The sequence below is a fragment of the Candidatus Pelagibacter sp. IMCC9063 genome, from assembly GCF_000195085.1.
Classification (GTDB): Bacteria; Pseudomonadota; Alphaproteobacteria; order Pelagibacterales; family Pelagibacteraceae; genus IMCC9063.
On record NC_015380.1, the window covers coordinates 940,613 to 964,170 of the forward strand.

Sequence of the window (23,558 nt, forward strand, 5' to 3'; positions counted from 1 at the left end):
TATGAGCAAATTACGCCATCCAGAAAAAGTTAACAAAGAATACAATCCTATCCAAAAAAAACCTTCTTGGATAAGAGTTAAAATAAGCAATTCAAATGTATTTGCAGAAACTAAGAAAATTATAAAAGATAAGAACTTAGTGACTGTATGTGAGGAAGCTGGTTGCCCTAATATTTCTGAATGCTGGTCAAAAAAAACATGCAACATTTATGATTTTGGGAGACACCTGCACTAGAGCATGTGCTTTCTGTAATGTAAAAACAGGTATACCAAATAAGGTGGATTTGGAAGAGCCTCAAAAAATTGCAAATTCTGTTAAAGAGCTTAATCTTAACCATGTAGTTATAACATCAGTCGATAGAGATGATCTGGAAGATGGAGGAGCACTTCATTTTGCTAATGTGATTACTTCTATAAAGTCACTTAACAGCAAAACAACCGTTGAAATATTGACGCCTGATTTTTTGAGAAAAAGAGATTCCTACAAAATTGTAGTAGATTCTAATCCTGATGTTTTTAATCACAACCTAGAAACTGTCCCTAGCTTGTACTTAAAGGTCAGACCTGGTTCTAGGTATTTCCAATCATTAAACTTATTAGCTAACGTAAAAATTCACAATCCTGAAATTTTTACAAAATCCGGTCTAATGGTTGGTCTAGGAGAAACTAAAGATGAATTGTGCCAAGTAATGGATGACTTGAGGTGTGCTAATGTAGATTTTATAACTATCGGTCAATATTTGCAGCCTACACCGCAGCACTATCCTATAAAAAAATTCATTACACCCGATGAATTCGAAACCTACAAAGAGATTGCTTATTCAAAGGGTTTTTTGATGGTCTCATCTAGTCCGCTGACAAGATCTAGTTATCATGCAGGAGAAGATTTTGCTGTTCTACAAGCAAACAGAAAATCTGGAATAGAAAATTGCCAATAAAAAAAGTTGTAAAAAAATTTAATTTTCCTAAGAACGATTTAATAAAATTGGTTCTAGATATTGATAATTATAATGAATTTTTACCTTGGTGTAAAAGTTCTAAGATTTTAAAAATCGACGAAGATAGTATAAAAAAAATAATTCATGCAGATTTAGAGATAGGGTACAAGCTCATTACAGACACTTACACTAGTGAAGTTGTATTCGATAAAAAAAAATCTGAAATTATTGTTAAGTCATTGTCTGGTCCTATCAAAAAATTATCTAACATATGGTCATTTAAAGACATTAATGAATCTTCCTGCGAGGTTAATTTTTTTATAGAAATAGAACTGAATAATCTTCTTTTAAACGCAATGTTTAGTAAATTTTTTGATATAGGTTTTGAAAAAATCCTTTCCTCTTTTGAGGATCGTGCAAAAGATAAATTGGCCTAAAGAAATTCCTCAATAAGCTTTAAGGCTTTTATACAAGTTTTTTTTTGAATTTGTGCTCTACTTAATTTTCTATTAAAAAAATATTTTCTAAAATCAATTTTAGATTTTTTACAGATGCCAATATATACCAATCCAACAGGCTTTTTTGTAGTCCCTCCATCAGGCCCAGCAATACCTGTTATAGACAGGGAAATATGTGATTTGCTTATTTTCTGAATATTTTTAGCCATAGATAGACAGCATTCTTTGCTCACAGCACCAAATTTAAGAATGGTTTTTTTTGGAACTCTTAAAGTTTTAATTTTTGATTCGTTGGAGTAAGAAACAATTCCAAGACCAAATATTTTAGAAGCCCCTTTAACAGATGTTATTTGACTAGATAGCATACCGCCAGTGCAAGATTCTGCTAAAGATATTTTTATCCTTTTCTTTTGTAAAATTTTAACAATTTTATTAGGAAGCTTTAGAACCATAGCAACACAACTGCATAAATTAATAGAGCAGAAAATATACCAGCAATTACATCATCCAACATAACACCAAATCCATTTTTCATTTTTTTATCAATTAAATTAATAGGGTAGGGTTTTAAAATATCAAAAAATCTAAAAAAAAAAAATGACAAAATAATTAAAGTTACAAAGTCTTTATTGTAAGTGTTTGTATTTAGCGGAATAAACAAAAGAAAAAAAAGTGGTATATTTTGTCCAACAAATTCATCTATTACAATCTCTTTTGCATCCATTTCATTAAAGGAACTTGAAAACTTGTCTATTAGTAAAACGGAGAGAAAAAATATTATAATATTTATATAGATAAGATAAATACCTCGGCTTTCTAGATATCCAATTGAATACAGGAAGTAAAAAATCACACAAGTAACAAAAGACGCTAACGTTCCTGGTGCGTATCTTGAATATCCAACTCCAAACATTGTTAAAATAGATAATAAAAATTTATTGATCATATTTCAGTACAGACAAAACTTCACATGCTAAGGCTTTATTCTCACCTATAATTCCTAATCGATCTGTTGTTTTTGCTTTTATGTTAATTTTGTTTTTATCTAGTTTACATAGTTTTGAAAGATTATTTTTTATTTTTTCTTTATACTTTCCTAAATTAGGACTTTGTAAAATTATATTTAAATCAATTGAATCAATTTTTATTTTTTTTTTATTCAAGATTATAATTATTTTTTTTAGAAGAAGCGAAGACTTAACATTTTTGAATTTATTAATATTGGGAAACAAAGTTCCTATGTCCCCACTTTTAATTGCTCCCAAAAAACTATCAATTAATGCATGCAACAAGCTATCACCATCAGAATGACCCATGGGCCCCATTTTAGAGGGCACCAAAACTCCACCCACTATTAATTTACGACCCTTTATCATTTCATGAATGTCGTAACCTATGCCATAGAAAGTTTGCATTGGAATATCTTTTACGTAGGTTATTTTTTTATTAGCAACTTCACCTCTAGTAATTTTTATGGGTAAATTGTTTTTTAAAAATAAACTAGAGTCGTCTGTCACACTTTTGTCTTTATTTAATTTGTGTAGATTGTAAATTAATCCTAAATCAAAAGCTTGAGGCGTCTGTATTTGAAAAACTTCATTTCTAGGAATAATTTTGTTTTTATAAATAGTGGTATCGGAAGATCCAATAGCTGGAATAACTGCATTAAATTTTTTTAAGAGACTTATTTGGTTGTTTATCATTTTCGTTGAAAAATAAGGTCTAGCAGCATCGTGAATCAGTATCTTGGTCAAACGGTGATTTTTTGCAATTTTTAGACCATTTTTGACAGAGAGGGCCCTAGTTTTCCCCCCATTTGTTATTATAATTTTTTTGTCTTTTATAATTAATTTTTCAAATTTAATGTAACTTTTTTTATCTACTGCTATTATTATCTTCGAGATTTTTTTATTTTTTAAAAACTTTTTAATACTATGATTTATAACCATATCGTCATTAACAATATTAAACTGCTTGGGTATTTTGCTAGCAAATCTTTTGCTACGACCACCAGCAACAATTAGAGCGCCTAAATACATTTTATGAATTTTAAAAAATTAAACATGAATTATTTGATTGGATTTATCACCTTTTTATCTTTGTTGGTAGGTTTTTTAACAATCGAAACATTTGCTGGAAAAGGACTACTTGAACTCAACTCTCTTAATATTCAAGTTCTTTTAATAATTAATTTGGTACTTTTGTCAATTTTTTTATTTTTTGTAATTTTTAAATTTTTTAGACTCTTTACGGAGGGAAAGAGCTCAAATTTAATTGGAGCTAACACAAAAAAAAAGTTCTTAATTTATTTTATTTCTTTGTCTGCCATACCAGGTATCGTTATTGCAATATTTTCACTTTTAATTTTTAACTATAGTATCGAAAAATGGTTTGATAAAAAAATTAATGAAACTGTTACGAATTCAGTAGCAATAGCTAAAGAATATTTGCGTGAGCATCAGTCGTCTATCAGTAAAGACATTCTATTAATTGCAAATGATTTTAGCAGAAGTAGCAAAAGATTGATGAACAACAATAGTGATTTTGAAAAATACATTCAGATTCAGAGCAATGTAAGGTCAATTAAAAATATTTTTATAGTGTCTGATAAGGGATTGCTTACTCATAAGAATCCAAAGTTTAATGTTAAAAAATTTATTAAACCAGATGTATATATTTTGACGGCGGCTAAAAAAGGAAAGCCTGTAATTATTTCAAGTGCGTACACTAACAAAACCTATGGAATGGTCAAGTTACGGGGATTTAAGAATTCCTTTTTATATGTAGTTCAAGATGTTGATCCTAAAATAGTAAATTATATTAAAAAAACAGGAAAAGTTTCTGAGTATTATTTTAATATAAAAAATAACATTTTTAATCTTCAAATAACTTTTACGATTATTTATATAATTATTACTCTTTTGCTAATATTTGTTGCAAGTATTGTTTCAATTAATCTATCTAGCTACATTTCAAAACCTCTAACTTATCTTTTTGATGCCTCATCCGAAGTAGAAAAAGGAAACTATAGTATTCACTTAAAAAATGAAAATTTAGATTCCGATTTTTCCCAATTGTACACAACCTTTAATAATATGATTAAACGGATAAAGGATGATCAAACCAAAAAATCTCAGGAAGGTCGCTACGAGGCCTGGAAATTAATAGCCAAAAAATTAGCACATGAAATTAAAAACCCTCTCACCCCAATACAACTTTCTTTAGATAGAATAGATTCTAAATTTAAAAAACAAATAGTAGAAGATAAGACTTTGTTTGAAGATCATATAAAAACTATAAATTTGCAAATTTCTGAGATTACCAATTTGCTAAATTCTTTTTCTGAATTTGCCAGAATGCCAAATCCTGAATTTTCAGATACTAATATCATTGATCTTATCGACAGGGCAGTATTGCCTTACAAAACCAATTACAAACAAATATCTATAACCATAAATTCTAGTTTAAAAAGCAATGTTATTAAATGTGATAAAAATCAAACATTTAGACTTTTTACCAATCTGATTAAGAACAGCGTAGAATCTATAGTTGAAAAAAATGAAAACAAAGGAAAAGTAGAAATATTAATACAGGGTAATGACAGCAGTGTTGATTTTTTATTTCAAGATAATGGGATTGGTTTTGAGCTAGATCAGATGTCAAATATTTCAGAACCTTACTTCACTACTAAACAAAATGGATCTGGCCTGGGCCTGTCTATTGTCTCTAAAATTATTTTTGAACACAAGGGGAATATTAATTTTTATAACAGTAAAAATGGTGCAAATATTCATTTTACATTTAATAAACATCTATGAAAAAAATTTTAATTATTGATGATGAGAAAGATATAAGAATTCTTCTATCTAGTATTTTAAAAGAAGAGGGCTACAGTTGTATTGTCGCTGGAACAGTTGAGGAAGCTGAAAATATTATAGAAAACAATTCTTTTGATCTTGTGCTCCTTGACATTTCTTTAGATGATAAAAAGAAAGATGGAATATATCTTTTAAAAAAAATTAAAAAATTAATAAAGATATTCCTGTGATCATGATATCGGGACACGCAACAATTCAAGTTGCCGTAGAATCTGTAAAACTTGGTGCGTTTGAATTTTTGGAAAAACCTTTTAATACGGATAGGCTTTTGAATTTTACTAAAAGAGCTTTTGAAAACCTAGATTTAAAAAAAGAAAATAAAAATCTAAATAAGCTTTTTTTCGATACCTATGAAATTGTTGGAGATAGTGAGGAAATTACAAAAATTAAGAATATAGTCAAAAAAATAGCTACTACAGAAACAAGAGCTATGATTCTGGGACCAGCTGGATCTGGAAAAGAATTGATTGCAAGAACTATTCACAAAAGCTCATTAAGAAAAGATTTCCCTTTCGTTGTATGCAATGGAGCACTTTTGGACCCAAAAAATTTTGACCGAGAATTATTTGGTATTGAAAATCCAGATAGCACCATAACAGTCGGTTTTTTTGAAAAAGCAAACAATGGAACCTTATTGATTGATAATGTTTCTGAAATACCATTGGAAACACAAACTAAAATTTTAAGAGTTTTAACTGATCAAAAATTTCATCGTGTAAATGGCAATAAGGAAATTTTAACTAATATACGATTTTTAAGTTCTTCTAGTAAGAATTTAAGAAAAGAAATAGAACTAGGGAATTTTCGTGAAGATCTTTTTCAAAGACTTTCCGTTGTAGAAATAAAACTACCCGATCTTCAAAGTAGGACTTCAGATATACCATTATTAATTGAATATTTTATGGAAAAAATTTCTAAGAATTTGGGAAAAAAAGTAATTTCAATTAAGCCTAATTATGTAAAATTATACAAGCACGCATGGTCAGGAAATGTTAGAGAGCTTCGAAATTTAGTTGAGCGTGTAATAATTTTATCAGATGGCACCAAAGAAAACATCGAATTGTTGGTTAATGAAAGCATAGAATCAAAAAATACTAATGAATCTGATGGTTTTTTAGACTTTAATTCGCCTCTAAAAACCGCTAGAGAACAGTTTGAAAAAGAATACTTGATGCATCAATTGAAAAAAAATGGCTCAAACATTTCCAAAACTGCAGAAAGCATTGGCATGGAAAGATCAGCCTTGCATCGGAAGTTAACTTCTTTAGGAATCGAATATAAATGAATATTATAATTTGTGGTGCAGGAAGAGTAGGTATTTCTATTTCCGCCCAACTATGCAAACAGGGTCACTCTATTACAGTCATAGACAAAAATAGTGAAGATATTCAAATAGTAAATGACACTCAAGATGCAAAAGGAATTGTTGGGATTGCAACGCACCCTTCGGTATTAGAAAAGGCAGATGCAAAGAATGCAGATATGATTATTGCTGTAACTAGAAATGATGAAACTAATATGGTCGTCTGTCAAATTGCTCACTCTCTTTTTAATGTATCAAGAAAAATTGCAAGAATTAGATCTAAAGAATTTTTAAAACCAGTATGGAAAAATTTATTTAGTAAAGAAAATCTTCCTATTGATATTATTATTTCCCCAGAATTTGAAGTCGCAAAATCATTGTATAGAAAATTAGAAGCACCAGGCGCCATTGATAGCATACCCTTTGCTGACGATATGGTAAGATTGTTAGAAATACAAATAGATGAAAAATGCCCCTTATTAAACACCTCTCTATCTAAACTTTCTGAAATTTTTTTCGATCTACAGGCCAATGTACTTGGAGCTATAAGAAAAGATAAATTTATAATTTTTAAAAAAACAGATAAGCTTTTAAAAGACGATAAAGCATTTGTCTTGACCAACTCAAAACAAGTAGATCGAGCACTTTCTATTTTTGGAAGAGACGAAAAGTTTGCAAAAACAATCTTGATTATTGGTGCTGGTAACATAGGCCTGGATTTGGCAAAACTACTTGAGGAAGATGAGCAAAAGCCAAGAATTAAAATTATAGAAAAAAATCCTGAAAGAGCAGAAAAAATTGCAACCGATCTAAATGAAGCCATAGTTATCAAGGGCGATGGTTTGGATGAAAATTTATTAAAAGAAATTAATATTGATGAGATTGATACAGTCCTTGCATTAACAGAAGATGATGAGGTTAATATTATGTCTGCCCTAATGTGCAAAAAAAAGGGTGTAAGAAGAACCATATCTATTACCAATAGTTCTAATTATTCACTGTTACAATCTTCCTTAGATTTGGATGATATAGTAGACCCTCGCATGACTACAGTATCAACAATTCTAAAGCATGTTCATAAAGGAAAAATTGAAAGTGTATACACTCTAGATAATGGTGATTACGAAGTTATAGAAGCTAAAATTTTAGAAAGCTCTGAGCTGTTGAATTTATCAATAAAAAAAGCAAAAATTCCAGAAGGAATTAAAATTGGTTTAATTGAACGGGGCAAAGAAGTTATTGTTCCCAACAAGGAAACAATCTTTAACGTTAATGATAGGGTAATTTTGTTATCTAGTAGAGAAAATTTAAGTAAGGTTGAAGAGTTATTCAAAATATCACCTTATTTTTAAATTATAAAAAATGAACTTTAGATCGTTAATTTATTACCTTGGATGGTTTAATATTCCTTTAATTGGTCTTTGTCTTCTAACAATTATTTTTTCTTATTATTCCGGTCACGAGACTGCAATTAATTCTTATTATATTGTTTTATTTATTTCATCTTTTTTTTATTTTTAAGTAGGGTTTTAAATAAAAATTTAAAATTACGAAAATTTGATTTACTAATTATTATTTTTTTAGGATGGGTGATTTATCCAGCAATAATGGCCATACCTTTTTATATTAGTGCTTATCAAGTGGATTTGTTTCAGGCGTATTATGAAAGTTTCTCAGGTTTCATTGGATACGGACTCTCTATTTTTGCAAATCCTGAATTTGTAAATGAACCATTGCTTTTGTGGAGATCAGGGTCTCAATGGATTGGAGGATTTTATTTTCTATTTACTATCATTTCTGTCTTATCTACTAAAGATTTTAATTTTATTCCTTCATCTTATATTTCTAACTCTACAAACTCTTTAAATTTTGAAACTAAATTTATTGAAAATTTTTTAAATCTATTTTATTGTTACTTATTATTTTCTTTATTTATTCTACTTCTTTTAAATTTTTCTAGCTTTAATTTATTTGAAAAAATTAACCTAATGATGACGGCCGTTTCTTCTGGTGGTTTCTTTATCAAGCAAAAATTGTTTATTTTCAGCCAACTGGACAAATTTATAGTGGCGATCTGTTTTTTATTTAGCTCTTTAAATATTTTTATACTTTACGAAATATTTAAATTTAGTAAAAAATATAATTTTAAAGAAGATATCACTATAATTATTTTTTCTTTTTCTTTATCTTTTGTAATCTTGCTTGCATTTTCTCAGTTGGATAATTTTTATAATATTTTATTGTTTGTGAGCACTTCGATATCTACCTCTGGTATTGTGCTTGATACTAGCACAAAACTTCCCTATGTGTTTGTTTTGCTAGTTCTAACTTTTGTAGGAGGGTCAATTTTTTCAACAGGTGGTGGCTTTAAAATGTTGCGCGTGATGTTCTTTATAAAAAAATTTTTAATAGAAGTGACAAAGTTACTAAGCCCGTCCGTTACATTAAAAAAAACTATTTTCGGCAGCCTAAACACTATTAAAAATTCTGACTATTATACAATTTCCTTAATCTTTATTTCATACGGTTTTGTCTTGATTGCAGGTTGTGTTTTACTAAGCTTCGAGAGTCTCTCATTTGAGGATACTTTCAAAGTTGTTTTTTTAACTTTAAACAATACTCTTCCAGTAAACTATCTTGGCGATTCTTTTAAATTTGCAGATCTTTCTTACATCTCTCACTTTTTTTTATTAATAATGATGTTTCTCTCTAAGGTTTATTTTATATCGGTACTCGTATTTATTAAAAAAGTTATTTGGGATTAATTCTTTTGTATTATTGTATTTACTCTCTCAAATAAGTTAGTTAGAAGGATTAAATATTGCGCTCTTAGCTCAGCTGGATAGAGCATCGGTTTTCTAAACCGAGGGTCGGTGGTTCGAGTCCACCAGAGCGCACCATAAATATGCATTTTGTATATCTCTTAATTTCTTCTGGCACAAAACCCAATACTTACGTTGGTTACACTAATGATTTATTTAAAAGAGTAACAGCGCACAATTCAGGTAAAGGCGCTAAATATACTAGAGGAAGACATTGGATTCTTGCTTATTACGAAATTTTTAAATCTAAAAATTTAGCCCTAAAAAGAGAGCATGCTTTAAAAAAAAATTACAAATTAAGAAAATCCATAAAAGATAATTATTTAATCAACCTGTAGTTGTTTTTGTTTTTTTTTGATTAATTTTTATTTTTAATCAGTTATAGTTTGTGAAAATAAACAAATAAAAGGGGATACAATATAATGAAAATTATAAAATTCGCTGTTTCTATCTTTGCAGTACTTTTACTTGCTGCTTGTGGAAATGAATCAGCAAAAAAAACAAGTACTCTTGATACGACCAAGAGCCAAGGTTTTGTTAAATGTGGAGTCTCTCAGGGACTGCCAGGTTTTTCAAATGCTGATGCTTCTGGTAATTGGGCTGGTATGGACGTTGACGTTTGTAGAGCTGTTGCCGCTGCTGTTTTAGGCGATGCTACTAAAGTTAAATACACACCATTAAGTGCTAAAGAAAGATTCACTGCTCTTCAAGCTGGAGACATTGATGTTCTTTCAAGAAATACAACCTGGACATTAGAAAGAGATGCTGCAATTGGTTTAGAATTTGTAGGCGTTAACTTTTATGATGGACAAGGTTTCATGGTTAGAAAAAAATCTGGAATTAAATCTGTGAAAGATTTTCAAAATGGAACTAAAGTTTGTACAAATACTGGAACGACTACTGAGTTAAACATGGCTGATTTTTTCAAAGCGGCTGGTGTTTCTTATGAGCCTGTAGTATTTGAAAAAGCAGATGAAGTTGTTCAAGCTTACGATTCTGGACGTTGTGATACGTACACTACGGACAAGTCTGGTTTAGCTTCTCAAAGAACTAAATTAACTGCACCTGACGATCACATTGTTTTACCTGAAACAATTTCTAAAGAGCCTTTAGGACCTGTTGTTAGAGAAGGTGACGCAACATGGGCGGATGTAGTTAGATGGTCATTAAATGTTTGGATTGAAGCTGAAGAGTATGGCGTTAATTCTGAAAACATTGACTCTATGATGGATAGTAAAAATCCAGCGATTCAGAGAATAGTGGGAGCGGAGGGTACAAAGAACGGTGCTGCTCTAAACTTGGATCAAAAATGGAGTTACAATCTTATTAAACAAGTTGGAAATTATGCTGAGAGCTATAAAAGAAATTTAGCTGACACTGGTATAATGCCTGACAGAGGTCCAAATGCACTTTGGACTAATGGCGGAATTCTTTACGTTCCACCAGTAAGATAGTAAATATTTAAATTAAAAGGGGCTTTTAATTAAGCCCCTTTTTTTTATCTGTTCCCTAAAATGAAATTATTAAAAAAAAATATAGAAAAATTGAATTTGTTTTTGGAAAACTATCCAAAAATAGGAATATATTTTCCACAATTTTTAATTATTTTATTACTAGGTATTATTATTTCTTATTTTTCCTTGAATGCTAGCACGAACATGGCTGCTAGAGGAATAGAGACTGGCTTTGGTTTTTTAGCAAACAAAGCATCATTTGACATTCAATTCAGCTTAATAGATTTCGATAGCAATGATAGTTATGCAAGAGCCTATTTAGTTGGGCTGCTTAATACTCTTTTAGTTTCAGGAATAGGTATTTTTTTTGCAACAGTAATCGGTTTTTTTGTAGGTGTAACTCGTCTATCATCTAATATTTTGGCATCAAAAGTTGCTGAAGCGTATATAGAAATTTTTAGAAACATACCCTTATTATTGCAAATATTTTTTTGGTATTTTGCTATTTTACGTTTATTACCATCATCAGACAATTCGTTAATTCTTTTTAATTTTGTTTTTGCCAACATTAAAGGAATATACGTTCCTAGATTTGTATGGGAAAATCTTAATCATTTTGTTTATGGTTTTTTATTTTCTATTCTAGCTATTTATCTATTTGTTTCTTTTTCAAAAAAAAAGCAGGAAAAAACTGGAGTTCAAGTACCAACATTTACCACGTCTCTAGTCATTTTTTTTACAATTAACTTTATAGTAATCTATTTTGGAAATGTAGGCTTATCTTTATCGTATCCTGTATTAGAAACTAATAGGGGTTTGTACAATTATATGGGTGGCGTTTCTGTTATACCAGAACTCATAGCTTTAGCTTTTTCATTATCACTTTACACATCTACTTTTATTGCAGAGTGTGTGAGAGCAGGAATTCTTGGAATTGACAAAGGTCAAAAAGAAGCCGCAGCATCTATTGGTCTATCAAAAGGTCAAATTCTTAAATTAATAGTTATTCCTCAGGCTTTAAGGATAATTATACCTCCGGTTACAAATCAGTATCTAAATCTAACAAAAAATTCTTCTCTAGCCGCAGCAATTGCTTATCCCGATATTGTACTAGTTTTTGCGGGTACAGCTTTAATGCAAACAGGAAAGGCTATTGAAATTGTTTCAATTACTATGCTTACCTATTTGACTTTAAGTGTTTCAATCTCGCTACTTATGAACTGGTATAACAAAAAAAACTCAATAGTTGAAAGATAACAATGAATTTTATTAATTGGAGCAAACAAAATCTATTCGCAAATTGGAAAGACTCTCTTTTAACAATTACAATTTTGTATCTTTTTTATGTATCAATACCTCCTCTATTAAACTGGGTTTTTTTAGACGCCACTTTTTTTGGTGACAGCAAGAAGGATTGTACTGGTGGTGGAGCTTGCTGGGTTTTTATTAATGTTTGGATTAAAAGATTTACATACGGCATGTACCCAAATGATCAAATTTGGAGAATAAATTTAGCCTTTGTTATTTTCTTTATTTCAATAGGCTCTTACTTTTTTGTTAGTTCAAAAATAAAAAAATATATTTTTATTTTTTTAACTTTAGTTTTTCCATTTTTGGCAATTTTTTTATTTCATGGAGGATCTTTGGGTTTGGAAGAAGTAGAGACAAGAGTTTGGGGAGGTCTTTTTTTAACTTTATTTATATCCGTTTTTTCTATTATTTTTTGTTTTCCAATAGGTGTTTTGTTGGCCATGGGAAGAAGGTCTAACCTTCCTGTAATTAAGTATTTTTCTATTGGTTTTATTGAACTATGGCGCGGTGTGCCATTGATTACTGTTTTGTTTATGGCTGCAGTTATGTTCCCAGTTTTTTTGCCCAGTGGTACTAATTTGGACAAACTAATTAGAGTGATTATAGCAATTACGTTATTTGAATCTGCCTACATCGCTGAAGTAGTTAGAGGAGGATTGCAAGCTATACCACGAGGACAATACGATGCTGCAAATTCTATTGGAATGGGTTACTGGAAAAGCCATCTCCTAATCATTTTGCCTCAAGCATTAAAAATTGTTATTCCTGGAGTCGCAAACACCTTCATCGCATTATTTAAAGATACACCATTAATTCTTGTTGTTGGTTTGATGGAACTGCTTGGTATGGTCAATATGGCAAAAACAAATCCTGCATGGCTTGGTTTAGCTACTGAAGGTTATGTGTTCGCTGCGTTTGTATATTTTATTTTTTGTTTTTCTATGAGCAGGTATAGCCTAAGCTTAGAAAATAAGTTAAAAACTACCAATTAATATGTCAAAAATTATAGAGCTTAAAGATGTTAATAAATGGTTTGGTGACTTTCAGGTTCTGAAAGACATCAATTTAACTGTGTCTTCTAAGGAAAAAATAGTTATTTGTGGCCCTTCAGGATCTGGTAAATCTACTCTTATTAGGTGTATTAACCGTCTAGAAGAGCACCAGAAGGGTGACATTGTAGTTGATGGAATAACTTTGGATGCAAACACAAAAAATATAGAAAAAATTAGAAGTGAAGTTGGAATGGTGTTTCAGCAGTTTAATTTATTTCCACATTTATCTATTTTAGATAATTGTACTTTAGCTCCCATTTGGGTGAAAAAGAAATCTAAAAAAGAGGCTGAAGAATTAGCCAATCAATACTTAGAAAAGGTTCAAATTGTAGATCAGGCTAAGAAATTTCCAGGACAACTTTCAGGTGGTCAGCAGCAAAGAGCTGCAATTGCTAGAGCGCTCTGTATGGAGCCAAATATAATGTTATTTGATGAGCCTACTTCCGCACTAGACCCAGAAATGATCAAGGAAGTTTTGGATGTGATGGTAGATTTAGCCAAGGGTGGAATGACTATGTGCGTTGTAACACATGAAATGGGCTTTGCTAAAGAAGTGGCGGATAGAGTTATTTTTATGGATGAGGGCAGTATAGTTGAAGAGAAACGTACTGATCAATTTTTCAACAGTCCAGAAAATGAAAGAACTAAACTTTTCTTAAGTCAGATTTTAAACTAACCAATCTGGATAAGGTAAGTTTTTTGATTTTAAAAAATCAACATTAAAAATTTTACTAGCAGACCTAGATCCTACATCACAAAGGATTGTTACTATGGTGTTTCCAGGCCCCATTTCTTTTGCCATTTCTATAGCTCCCGCAACATTGATTCCCGAAGAAGTTCCGAGACACAACCCTTCATGCTTCAAAAGATTGAAAATTATATTTAACGCTTTTGTATCGTCTATTTGATAGGCATAATCTACGAGTGTATTTTCAAAATTTTTAGTAATTCTAGAAGTTCCAATTCCTTCAGTGATTGAAGATCCTTCTGATTTTAGGTCTTTATTTTTTACAAAATTATAGAGAGATGAACCAAATGGATCACTTAATCCAATTTTTATATTTTTATTTTTTTTTCTCAATCCTTCAGATACTCCAGCCAAAGTTCCGCCACTACCTACGGAGCATATAAAGCCATTAACATTACCAGAAGTTTGTAACCATATTTCTTCAGACGTTGTTTCTATATGAGCTTGCTTGTTGATAGTATTGTCAAATTGATTAGCCCAATAGGTCAGCTTACCAGATTCTTTTCTAATTTTTTCTGCTACAATCTTGGAATACTTTACATAATTATTAGGATCAGAGTAGGGCACTGCATCCACTTCTATAAGTTTTGCACCTAACTGTCGGATAGCATCTTTTTTTTCTTGAGCTTGTGTTTTTGGAATCACTATTACACTTTTAACACCAAAGTAGTTGGCAACTAAAGTTATTCCAATTCCTGTATTACCGGCCGTACCCTCAACAATAGTACCTCCTTTTTCTAATTCGTTTTTATTTAATGCATCTTTAATTATATAAAGGGCAGCCCTATCTTTTACAGATTGACCTGGATTTAAAAATTCAGCTTTTCCATAAATTTTACATTTCGTAAGTTCAGAAGCTTCCTTTAAATAAATTAAAGGAGTGTTGCCAATTAAATCTATAATACTATTTTTCATATTTGTTTGATCATTTAAACGAGTTAACTATTACGAAATTCTCTACTAAGCAACTTTCTTTAAATAAAATTGACTAACATCAGTATGATTTAAAGAAAATCCTGTTTCGCAGTAATCAAAATAATAATTCCATATTTTATTGAAACGCTCATCAAACTTAGTGTTTTTAATTGCAGGCCAATTCTTATTAAATCTTTTTTTCCATTCAATTAAAGTTTTTGCGTAATCATGACCAAAATCTTTCTGATGGTATAATTCTAATTTATGTTTTTTAAACAATTTCAGTAAAATTGACTTGCTAGGAAGCATTCCTCCTGGAAAAATATATTTTTGGATAAAGTCAACATTGTCTGCATAATGATTAAATGAAGCATCGTTAATAGTGATTATTTGCAAGCAAACCTTACCTTCGTTATTGAGCGAATGGTAAATCTTATCAAAATAAGTATCCCAATATTTTTGCCCAACTGCCTCAAACATCTCAATGGAGATAATTTTGTCGAATTTTTTTTCAATCTTTCTATAGTCCAAAAGGTTTAAATCTAAATTAGTTTCTTTGAGAGGTATTTCTGCTTGAACATACTCAAATTGATTTTTACTTATAGTATAGCCACTAAAATTAGTTTTTTTATTTTGTTTTAAAATTGTATTTACAAATCCACCCCAACCAGTGCCAATTTCACAAATATGATCATCATTTTTAATATCCAAATTATGAATTATATTTTCGTATTTCTTATTTTGAGCATCTATCAAGTTCAGCTCCTGATTCTCATATAGGGCAGAAGAGTAGCTCATGGTTTTATCTAGCCATTTAGAATAAAAATCATTCCCTAGGTCGTAATGAAACTCAATATTTTTTTTAGCCTGATAAATAGAATTTTTTTTAAAAAAAAATTTGATTTTCTCTAATAGCTTTAAATAAAAATTAGGCTTTAGAAGAAGATTGTTTTCTTTTTGATTTTTAAGCAGTACCTTCAACACACTACTTAGGTTGGAAGTGCTCCACTTGTTATTGATAAAGCCCTCTGCAAAGCCAAGCTCACCTTTTAAAACTATATCACGAATTAAAGAAGAATCGTTTATTGTTAAGTCGGCATTTAACCCAGACTGACTACCTTGGTATATTCTTTCATCCTTATTTTGAAATCTTACCTTCAGACTTCCCCAACGAATGTTATTTAAGTAATTTTCTAAGAAACTTAATCCAATTTTATTCATGAAAACTAACAGTATCTTTATTTTTTTTGGCTTTAAAGAAAAATTTTTTTCCTTTTTTAAAAATTTTGATTGCTTGGAAATGAATCAGAAGCATAATTTTTTGAGTAAAAAATAAATTTTTAAAAATTTCTTTTATAAGACCCATGTTAGAAAAAGAGATTTCTTTAGTTTTAAGGCCAGTTAATAATTGCATAGATTCGTTGTTAGCGTTTATTTTAAGACCTATACATGGAAAAATACTATTTAAACTAAAATCATATCTCATGTTAGATCTTAAAAATGGAGATACATACATTTTTTTAATTGCTGTATGTTTTATTTTATTTTTTTTATTAATCTTAAATACGTAGCAATGCTGCTCATGATGCGTATTCTTAACCTCATATATAACAAATTTTAATTTTTTTTTATTATCAATGCAAAAGTAAATAGATATGGGATTAAAAACATATCCTAAAAATCTTGGCACTGACAACAAGTAAACAGTTAAACTTTCACTCAGTTTATATTTTTTATTTATAGTATTTTTTACCCAGGTTAAAAGATTAGCATTTTTTTTTCGTGCTCCATGATCTTTTGAATGAAAGCTTAAAATATTAAACTTATTAATTGAGAAAAAGTTTTTTTTTTCAATTACATTATATTTTTCCAAATTAAGCATTATCGCTGGATAAGAATGAGAAAAGAAATTTTTAAAAGGCTTAGTTCGCTTATGAAAAATAGTTACTTGATAAAAATATAAATCTTTCATTTATTTAATATTTTTTACAATCCTTAGTGCTGATTTTAATCCATCTTCATGAAATCCATATCCCTGCCATGCTCCAGCAAACCAAACTCCGTTTTCGCCCTGAACTTCATCTAGTTTATTTTGTATATCTTGGGTTTTGTTATTGAATACTGGATGTGAGTATTTAATTCTTTTTATTATTTTATCTTTTTTTATTTTATCATCACAATTAATTGAAACAAAAATATTCTTATCTATTGTGAGGTTTTGTAATAAATTCATCCAGTACGTTAATGCAAAAGTTTTTTTTCTATTAAGAAAGTTCCAGCTAGACCAATTGTTTTTATTTTTTGGCATAACACTCGAGTCAGTATGCATAATTGCAGTATTGCCTCGGTACTTTACCATATTAAGTAATTTTTTTTGATCTATTGTAATCTTGCTCAGTATTTTTTTTGCACTATCTGTATGGGTTGCAATGATTACATGATCAAATTTATATTTTGTTCCTTTTAAGGTTGTGATGTATTTTTTTTGCTGGTTAATTTTTAACACTTTTTCATGAATAAAGTTTTTTCCTCCTACTAGTTTATAAATTTTTTCTACATAACTCTTACTACCATTGGAGATTGTGTACCAAATCGGTCTCTTTTTTATAATGTTGATCAATCCGTGATTTGAAAAGAAACTTAAAATAAAATGAATTTTAAAATTTTTTATTTTTCCAACTGGATTTGACCATATGGATGCACACATAGGGTAAAAGTAGAAATCTAAAAATTCTTTTGAAAATTTATTTGAGGAAAGAAATTGAGAGACGGTCTCTTTACTAACTATCTCGCTATTAATATATTGCTTGGTAATTTTATTAAACTTGAACACATCTTTTAAAACTCTCCAATATCTTAGCGTGAGACTATTTTTGCTTAAGAATATTGATTTTAAATTTTTACCTGACCATTCGTATTTTTTTTGCCTGTTTATGACTGAAAAGCTCATATTGCTTATTTGATATTTTATTTTAAGCCTTTGAATAAATTGAATGAAATTTTTGTAATTAAAATTGTTAAAAACAATGAAGCCACTATCAACGTTTACCGACTCTTGGTTTATCTTTATTGTGTGTGTGTGGGTATGACCACCCAAATACTCATTTTGCTCAAAAATTTTAACATTGAAATTTTTATATAAATAGTAAGCTGCTGAAAGACCAGAAATACCTGAGCCAATAATAATTACCTTCTTTTTTGTCAATTTTTTAAATTCTTAAATGCTTCTAGAGCGGAGTTTCTTGCTTCAGCATGATTTACAATGGGAGCGTAGTAGTTTTTTTTTAAATTAAAATTAACTTTAGATTGCTCATCTTCTGGCATTTCCCATGGCTTGTGAATATATTTTTTTGGTATCGGGTTTAATTCCTTTACCCATTTTTTTACATACATTCCTTCAGAGTCAAATTTCTCTCCCTGAAGAATTGGATTAAAAATTCTAAAGTACGGAGCTGCATCAGCACCACATCCAGCAACCCATTGCCAACCTGCAACGTTATTGGGTACATTAAAGTCTAATAAGCAATCTCTGAAATGCTTTTCACCTTCTACCCAATTAATTCTCAGATGCTTTACTAAAAAAGACGCTGTTATCATTCGAACTCTGTTGTGCATCCACCCTGTCTCAGAAAGTTCTCGCATTCCAGCATCGACTATCGGGTAACCAGTTTTTCCCTGTTTCCACTTTTTTAACTTAGCATCATCCCTGACCCAATTAAATTTATCAAACTGCTTTCTTAGATTACCAGTTTGCATTTGAGGGAAGAAATTAATTAAATGATGCGCAAATTCTCTCCAACCTATTTCATTAATATATTTTCTGAAGCCAATTTTTTTTTGAGAAATTTTATAGCATTCTTCAAATATTGTTTGTGATGATATTTCTCCAAAAGCCAAATATGGTGAAAGCTTAGAAGTTCCTTCCACAGAAGGAATGTCTCTATTGGTGCCGTAATCAACAATTTTTTTTTAATAAAATCTTTTAATAATGTTTTAGCCATATCTTCACCTGGAGTCCAAAATTTTTCAAATTTTTCAAACCATTCTTTTTTAGGCAGTATCAGATTTAATACAGCAGTATTATCTTCTTTAATTGTAGATTTTTTGTATGTAATTTTTTTACTAATAAAATTTTTATTTTTTAAATACTGCTCTTCAGCATTTCTCCAATAGGGAGTAAAAACTTGAAACGGTGTATTATCTTTTTTTCTAACGCTAAAAGGATCTTGTAACAAATTACTCTCAAATTTTTCATAATTCACATCATAAATAGCTAGATTTTTTTCAATTTCATTCTCAATTAGCCGCTCATCAGGTCTGGCAATTGCATTGTAGTAAAAGTTATCTATTTTTTCATTTTTAATTAATTTTTTTATATATACAATTTCATTATCAGCATAAACTTTAAAAGAAATTCCTATATTATTTAATTTATTTTGAAAGTTAACTAAAGTTTTGTGTAGCCACCATCTTTGAGCTGATCTATTTTTAAATTTTTTTTCATCATAAATAAAAAATGCCTCAATTTTTTCCTGGATATTACAAATATTGTATAATGCGGGATTGTCATCTATTCTAAAGTCCTCCCTGACCCATAAATAATTTTTTTTTGACATATAATTTCTTATATATAAATCAAGCTGTTTATTACATATTTTTGTTGATTTTATATCTTGCCATACAAGCTATTTTAGAGTGTATTAACCGAATATTAAAAAGGGGGACATTTTTTTTATGAGTGCACTATTAAACCAACATCTAGGAAAGAAGCTTAGACTTAGAAGAACTTCTCTAGGTCTTACACAAACACAAGTAGCACAAGCAATTAACGTTACATTTCAACAAATACAAAAATATGAAAAAGGAACTAATGGAGTTTCATCAGCTAGATTGTTGCAATTAGCTAATTTCTTAAAAGTTCCAATAAAATTCTTTTTTGAAGACTATCAAGACTTTTCCGAAACAACCCAAAATGACGGGACGCAAAGCCTCAATTATTCATTTTTAACTAAGCTATTTTCTGAATTGAGCTCTGATGAAAAGAGTAAGATAATTCAGTTTTTGAATACGAATAAAGAAGAAAGAAAAGTTATCTAATTTTTGGCTCCTCGAGCAGGACTCGAACCTGCGACCAATTGATTAACAGTCAACTGCTCTACCAACTGAGCTATCGAGGAATTTCAGCCACAATACAAATTTTTTTTACAAAAACAATATAAATATGGAGGCCACGTCCAGAATCGAACTGGAATAAAAGGATTTGCAATCCTCTGCGTAACCATTCCGCCACGTGGCCATATTTATTCAAAATATTTATTAATTCTGAAAGATGTATATATATATTTTAAAGACGTATAATCAATAATATGAAATTTGAAAATCAAAGAAATGAAATGGTTGAAAGCCAATTAAGACCAAATCTGGTGCTTAATGAAAATATTTTACAAGCATTTGGCACTGTAAAACGTGAAAAGTATTTTTCAACGAAACTCCAGTCAATTTCTTACATGGACGACAATATTTTTATAAATGATGAGAGGTTTGTTTTACGACCTTTTGTATTAGGAAAATTAATATCAAACTTGGATATTGGATTAGATAAAAATGTTTTAGATGTAGGTTCAACCAATGGATATAGCTCTTCTATCCTTTCCTATCTTTTTAAAAAAGTTGTCAGTCTTGAAGATAATGACACATGCGCTGATCTTATTACAAAAACATGTAAAGGTGAAAATTTACAAAACATTAAGGTTATTAAAAACTCCTTTTTAGAAACTGAAAATTTAAAATCAACTTTTGATAGCATTTTAATAAATGGAGAGGTGGATTCAAATCCAATAAATTTAATAAAGTTATTAAAATTAAATGGAAAGCTAGTTACTATATTTAGAGATGGTAGAAGTTCATATGCATGTATGTATATCAAAAAAGAAAATAACACTTTTGATAAATTGAGAATTTTTGATGCCTCTTCTCCCGCTCTTATTAATTACAAAAGCAAAGAGCCTGTTTTTACCTTTTAAATGAAAAATTTTGGGTCTTACAATCATACAAAAATTGAAGATAAGATATATAAATTCTGGGAGAAAAAAAAATACTTCAAACCTATTAAAAATAACAATAAAAAAAAATATTTTTCTATTGTTATTCCACCACCTAATGTGACAGGCAGTTTGCATATGGGTCATGCTTTAAATAACACAATCCAAGATTTACTTATACGTTTCAAAAGAAATCAAGGCTACGAAACCTTATGGCAGCCTGGTACAGATCATGCAGGTATTGCAACCCAAATGGTAGTTGAAAAACAATTGGCCTTAGCTGGAAAGACTAGGCAGCAGCTAGGAAGGAAAAATTTTATAAAAGAAATTTGGAAATGGAAAGCTAAATCTGGAAACGAAATAGTATCTCAATTAAAGAAGCTTGGATCTTCTTGTGATTGGAGCAAGGAAAGATTTACTATGGACAAGGGTCTATCCGAAGCTGTTACCAAAGTTTTTGTGGATCTTTATAAAAAGAAATTAATCTACAAAGATTTAAAGTTAGTTAATTGGGACCCGGTATTGCAAACGGCTGTGTCTGATCTTGAGGTTGTTCAAAAAGATGTAAATGGAAAATTATATTTTATAAAATACAGAATTAAAGATAGCAGTCAGGTTGTAACCATTGCAACTACCAGACCTGAAACTATGTTTGGTGATGCTGCTTTAGCCGTGAATCCTAAAGACGATAGATTTAAAAATATTGTTGGAAAAATAGCCATTGTGCCTGTTTCAAATAAAGAAATAACTATTATTGCAGATATTCATGCTGACCCTGAGCAGGGTAGTGGAGTTGTAAAAATTACTCCAGCCCATGATTTTAACGATTTCATAGTCGGTGAAAGAAATAATTTAGAAAAAATAAATATCTTCACTAAAGATGCCAAGCTTAATGAAAATGCTCCATCTGAATATATTGGTTTAGACAGATTTGATGCAAGATCCAAACTGTTAGATGAGTTAGAAAAATTAGATTTAATAGAAAAAATTGAAACGACCAAACACGCAGTTCCTTATGGAGACAGGTCCAATTCTATAGTAGAGCCTTATCTTACAGAGCAGTGGTTTTTAAATGCAAAAGTCTTATCTAAAGAAGCAATAAGCAACGTTAAAAAAAAAGAAACTTCCTTTTTTCCTAGTAGTTGGTCTAAGACATATTTTCAATGGATGGATAATATCCAACCATGGTGTATTTCAAGACAACTATGGTGGGGCCATCAAATACCAGTTTGGTATGCTCCCAATGGAGAGGTGTTTGTTGCTAACAATAAAAAAGAAGCTGAAAAATTAGCTAAAAAAAAATTTAAAAATAAAGTTTCCTTAAAGCAAGATGAGGATGTTCTTGATACTTGGTTCTCTTCAGCTTTATGGTCCTTTGCAACTTTTGGCTGGCCTAAAAAAACATACGAGTTAAAAAGATTTTATAGCACTTCAGTTTTGGTAACAGGTTTTGACATAATATTTTTTTGGGTTGCCAGAATGATGATGATGTCTCTTTATTTTATGAAAAAAGTACCTTTCTCAAATGTTTATGTGCACGCGTTAGTCAGAGATGACAAAGGACAAAAAATGTCGAAATCTAAAGGCAATGTAATTGACCCTATTGTATTGATTAATGAATATGGAGCTGATGCATTGAGATTTACCTTAATTGCAATGTCATCACCAGGTCGTGATGTAAAATTAGCAAAAGATAGGGTCAATGGTTACAAAAATTTTGTTACTAAAGTTTGGAATATTTTTAATTTTTCCAAATTTAATAAAACTTTTACAAAGCCAAAAATAAATATTAAAAAAATTAACCATCCATTAAACTTGTGGATTCTAAATGAGTTTGCCTTATGCAAAATAAAAACTAATGACTGTATCGAGGCTTATCGTTTTGATGAGGCTGCTAAACATGTTTATCAGTTTGTTTGGAACTTTTTTTGCGATTGGTACATAGAATTTTCTAAGCCGATTTTATATTCGGATGATAAAAAAAATATAAAGGAGCTAAAAGACACTATGACTTTTTTGCAGTCAGAGATTTTACTTTTATTGCATCCTTTTACTCCCTTTGTGACAGAGGAGCTTTGGAGCTTAACAAAATTTAATACATTTTTTAAAAAGCCATTAATTTCTCACGTAAGCAAAGCTTCTTACTTACTAACTAAACCTCAGATTTTAAAATCTAAAAATATCAATATACTAATTGGTTTTATATCTGAAATAAGGTCTTTAAAAGCTTCCTTAGGAATTAGCCCTGGTAGTTTTTGTAATCTTTTTTTAAACGAATCTTCGGCTACCTTCCGAAATTTAATTAAAAAAAACTCAGACATCGTTAAGAGATTAGCTAGAGTAAAAGAAGTAGACTTTTCACAGAATATAAGCTCCTCGGTAATTAAAATTTTAGTCAACGATGAAAACATTAAAATTAAATTTGATAACGATATTAATTTAAATGATCAAAAGGAACTTCAGGTTAAAAAAATTAATGAACTCAATAAAAAAATATCTTCTACTGAACAAAAATTAAAAAATAAAGGGTTTGTTGACAACGCACCAAAGAATATTGTTGATAATGAAAGAGAAATGTTATCAAATTACAAAATTGATTTAGAAAAAATTAACAACATCCTAAGGAGCTTTATATAAT

Annotated in this window: 23 protein-coding genes, 3 tRNA genes and 1 pseudogene; 16 read left to right on the forward strand and 11 right to left on the reverse strand. The window is 29.8% G+C overall.

Going from position 1 to position 23,558, the window contains the following annotated elements:
- Window position 1: 1 nt before the first annotated feature.
- Window positions 2-938: pseudogene (lipA, locus tag SAR11G3_RS04965) on the forward strand (lipoyl synthase).
- The gene (locus SAR11G3_RS04970; protein WP_013695706.1) at window positions 929-1,375 is read left to right on the forward strand and encodes a type II toxin-antitoxin system RatA family toxin; all 447 of its coding nucleotides are present in this window, start codon (window positions 929-931) and stop codon (window positions 1,373-1,375) included. The pseudogene lipA and the gene SAR11G3_RS04970 overlap by 10 nt, the downstream one beginning before the upstream one ends.
- Here SAR11G3_RS04970 and SAR11G3_RS04975 read toward each other — a convergent pair.
- The 3 genes from SAR11G3_RS04975 to ispF are packed head-to-tail and all read right to left on the reverse strand — an operon-like array spanning window position 1,372 to window position 3,435.
- Window positions 1,372-1,848 (reverse strand): CinA family protein, encoded by a 477-nt coding sequence (locus SAR11G3_RS04975; RefSeq protein ID WP_013695707.1) that lies wholly within the window; start codon window positions 1,846-1,848, stop codon window positions 1,372-1,374. The genes SAR11G3_RS04970 and SAR11G3_RS04975 overlap by 4 nt on opposite strands.
- Window positions 1,839-2,342: a phosphatidylglycerophosphatase A family protein gene (locus SAR11G3_RS04980; protein WP_013695708.1), complete on the reverse strand. Its 504-nt coding sequence runs from the start codon at window positions 2,340-2,342 to the stop codon at window positions 1,839-1,841. The genes SAR11G3_RS04975 and SAR11G3_RS04980 overlap by 10 nt, the downstream gene beginning before the upstream one ends.
- Window positions 2,332-3,435 (reverse strand): 2-C-methyl-D-erythritol 2,4-cyclodiphosphate synthase, encoded by a 1,104-nt coding sequence (gene ispF / locus SAR11G3_RS04985; protein ID WP_013695709.1) that lies wholly within the window; start codon window positions 3,433-3,435, stop codon window positions 2,332-2,334. The genes SAR11G3_RS04980 and ispF overlap by 11 nt, the downstream gene beginning before the upstream one ends.
- A gap of 3 nt (window positions 3,436-3,438) precedes the next feature.
- Here ispF and SAR11G3_RS04990 point away from each other — a divergent pair, with 3 nt between their 5' ends.
- The 11 genes from SAR11G3_RS04990 (at window position 3,439) to SAR11G3_RS05035 (ending at window position 13,892) form a co-directional block, all read left to right on the forward strand.
- Window positions 3,439-5,214, forward strand: coding sequence for an ATP-binding protein (locus SAR11G3_RS04990; RefSeq protein WP_013695710.1), 1,776 nt, complete (start codon window positions 3,439-3,441; stop codon window positions 5,212-5,214).
- A complete protein-coding gene (locus SAR11G3_RS07590; protein ID WP_013695711.1) occupies window positions 5,211-5,444 on the forward strand; it encodes a response regulator in 234 nt (77 codons plus the stop codon). The genes SAR11G3_RS04990 and SAR11G3_RS07590 overlap by 4 nt, the downstream gene beginning before the upstream one ends.
- A gap of 2 nt (window positions 5,445-5,446) precedes the next feature.
- Window positions 5,447-6,559 (forward strand): sigma-54-dependent transcriptional regulator, encoded by a 1,113-nt coding sequence (locus SAR11G3_RS04995; protein ID WP_013695712.1) that lies wholly within the window; start codon window positions 5,447-5,449, stop codon window positions 6,557-6,559.
- Complete coding sequence (gene trkA / locus SAR11G3_RS05000; RefSeq protein WP_013695713.1) at window positions 6,556-7,929, forward strand: Trk system potassium transporter TrkA; 1,374 nt, start codon at window positions 6,556-6,558, stop codon at window positions 7,927-7,929. Before SAR11G3_RS04995 ends, trkA begins: the two co-directional genes overlap by 4 nt.
- A gap of 255 nt (window positions 7,930-8,184) precedes the next feature.
- On the forward strand, window positions 8,185-9,342 hold the full coding sequence (locus tag SAR11G3_RS05005; protein ID WP_013695715.1) for a TrkH family potassium uptake protein: 1,158 nt from the start codon (window positions 8,185-8,187) through the stop codon (window positions 9,340-9,342).
- 58 nt (window positions 9,343-9,400) lie between these two features.
- Window positions 9,401-9,477, forward strand: a tRNA-Arg gene (locus tag SAR11G3_RS05010).
- A 5-nt stretch (window positions 9,478-9,482) separates the two neighbouring features.
- Window positions 9,483-9,737 carry a GIY-YIG nuclease family protein gene (locus SAR11G3_RS05015; protein ID WP_013695716.1) on the forward strand — a complete coding sequence of 85 codons (255 nt, stop codon included), beginning with the start codon at window positions 9,483-9,485 and terminating at the stop codon, window positions 9,735-9,737.
- Window positions 9,738-9,821: 84 nt separating this feature from the next.
- Window positions 9,822-10,853 (forward strand): amino acid ABC transporter substrate-binding protein, encoded by a 1,032-nt coding sequence (locus tag SAR11G3_RS05020; RefSeq protein ID WP_013695717.1) that lies wholly within the window; start codon window positions 9,822-9,824, stop codon window positions 10,851-10,853.
- Between the two features lie 60 nt (window positions 10,854-10,913).
- A complete protein-coding gene (locus SAR11G3_RS05025; protein ID WP_013695718.1) occupies window positions 10,914-12,110 on the forward strand; it encodes an amino acid ABC transporter permease in 1,197 nt (398 codons plus the stop codon).
- 2 nt (window positions 12,111-12,112) lie between these two features.
- A complete protein-coding gene (locus SAR11G3_RS05030) occupies window positions 12,113-13,156 on the forward strand; it encodes an amino acid ABC transporter permease (RefSeq protein WP_013695719.1) in 1,044 nt (347 codons plus the stop codon).
- Window position 13,157: 1 nt separating this feature from the next.
- Entirely contained in the window at window positions 13,158-13,892 is a 735-nt protein-coding gene (locus SAR11G3_RS05035; RefSeq protein WP_013695720.1) for an amino acid ABC transporter ATP-binding protein, read from the forward strand.
- On the opposite strand, the gene SAR11G3_RS05040 is transcribed toward SAR11G3_RS05035, so the two are convergent.
- The 6 genes from SAR11G3_RS05040 to SAR11G3_RS07600 are packed head-to-tail and all read right to left on the reverse strand — an operon-like array spanning window position 13,884 to window position 19,495.
- Complete coding sequence (locus tag SAR11G3_RS05040) at window positions 13,884-14,879, reverse strand: cysteine synthase A (RefSeq protein WP_013695721.1); 996 nt, start codon at window positions 14,877-14,879, stop codon at window positions 13,884-13,886. The genes SAR11G3_RS05035 and SAR11G3_RS05040 overlap by 9 nt on opposite strands.
- A gap of 45 nt (window positions 14,880-14,924) precedes the next feature.
- The gene (locus tag SAR11G3_RS05045) at window positions 14,925-16,100 is read right to left on the reverse strand and encodes an SAM-dependent methyltransferase (protein WP_013695722.1); all 1,176 of its coding nucleotides are present in this window, start codon (window positions 16,098-16,100) and stop codon (window positions 14,925-14,927) included.
- Complete coding sequence (locus SAR11G3_RS05050) at window positions 16,093-16,851, reverse strand: DUF1365 domain-containing protein (protein ID WP_013695723.1); 759 nt, start codon at window positions 16,849-16,851, stop codon at window positions 16,093-16,095. The genes SAR11G3_RS05045 and SAR11G3_RS05050 overlap by 8 nt, the downstream gene beginning before the upstream one ends.
- On the reverse strand, window positions 16,852-18,084 hold the full coding sequence (locus SAR11G3_RS05055; RefSeq protein ID WP_013695724.1) for an NAD(P)/FAD-dependent oxidoreductase: 1,233 nt from the start codon (window positions 18,082-18,084) through the stop codon (window positions 16,852-16,854).
- On the reverse strand, window positions 18,081-18,635 hold the full coding sequence (locus SAR11G3_RS07595; RefSeq protein WP_013695725.1) for an FAD-binding domain-containing protein: 555 nt from the start codon (window positions 18,633-18,635) through the stop codon (window positions 18,081-18,083). Before SAR11G3_RS07595 ends, SAR11G3_RS05055 begins: the two co-directional genes overlap by 4 nt.
- Before the next feature lie 44 nt (window positions 18,636-18,679).
- On the reverse strand, window positions 18,680-19,495 hold the full coding sequence (locus tag SAR11G3_RS07600; RefSeq protein ID WP_013695726.1) for a deoxyribodipyrimidine photo-lyase: 816 nt from the start codon (window positions 19,493-19,495) through the stop codon (window positions 18,680-18,682).
- A gap of 118 nt (window positions 19,496-19,613) precedes the next feature.
- Here SAR11G3_RS07600 and SAR11G3_RS05065 point away from each other — a divergent pair, with 118 nt between their 5' ends.
- Window positions 19,614-19,976, forward strand: coding sequence for a helix-turn-helix domain-containing protein (locus SAR11G3_RS05065; protein ID WP_013695727.1), 363 nt, complete (start codon window positions 19,614-19,616; stop codon window positions 19,974-19,976).
- A 4-nt stretch (window positions 19,977-19,980) separates the two neighbouring features.
- On the opposite strand, the gene SAR11G3_RS05070 is transcribed toward SAR11G3_RS05065, so the two are convergent.
- Window positions 19,981-20,056, reverse strand: a tRNA-Asn gene (locus SAR11G3_RS05070).
- Between the two features lie 45 nt (window positions 20,057-20,101).
- Window positions 20,102-20,175 (reverse strand) — tRNA-Cys (locus tag SAR11G3_RS05075).
- 70 nt (window positions 20,176-20,245) lie between these two features.
- Between SAR11G3_RS05075 and SAR11G3_RS05080 the strand changes: the two genes are divergently transcribed.
- Together SAR11G3_RS05080 and SAR11G3_RS05085 are read left to right on the forward strand one after the other, a co-directional pair.
- Window positions 20,246-20,902: a protein-L-isoaspartate O-methyltransferase family protein gene (locus SAR11G3_RS05080; protein ID WP_013695728.1), complete on the forward strand. Its 657-nt coding sequence runs from the start codon at window positions 20,246-20,248 to the stop codon at window positions 20,900-20,902.
- On the forward strand, window positions 20,903-23,557 hold the full coding sequence (locus tag SAR11G3_RS05085; RefSeq protein ID WP_013695729.1) for a valine--tRNA ligase: 2,655 nt from the start codon (window positions 20,903-20,905) through the stop codon (window positions 23,555-23,557).
- Window position 23,558: the final 1 nt, after the last annotated feature.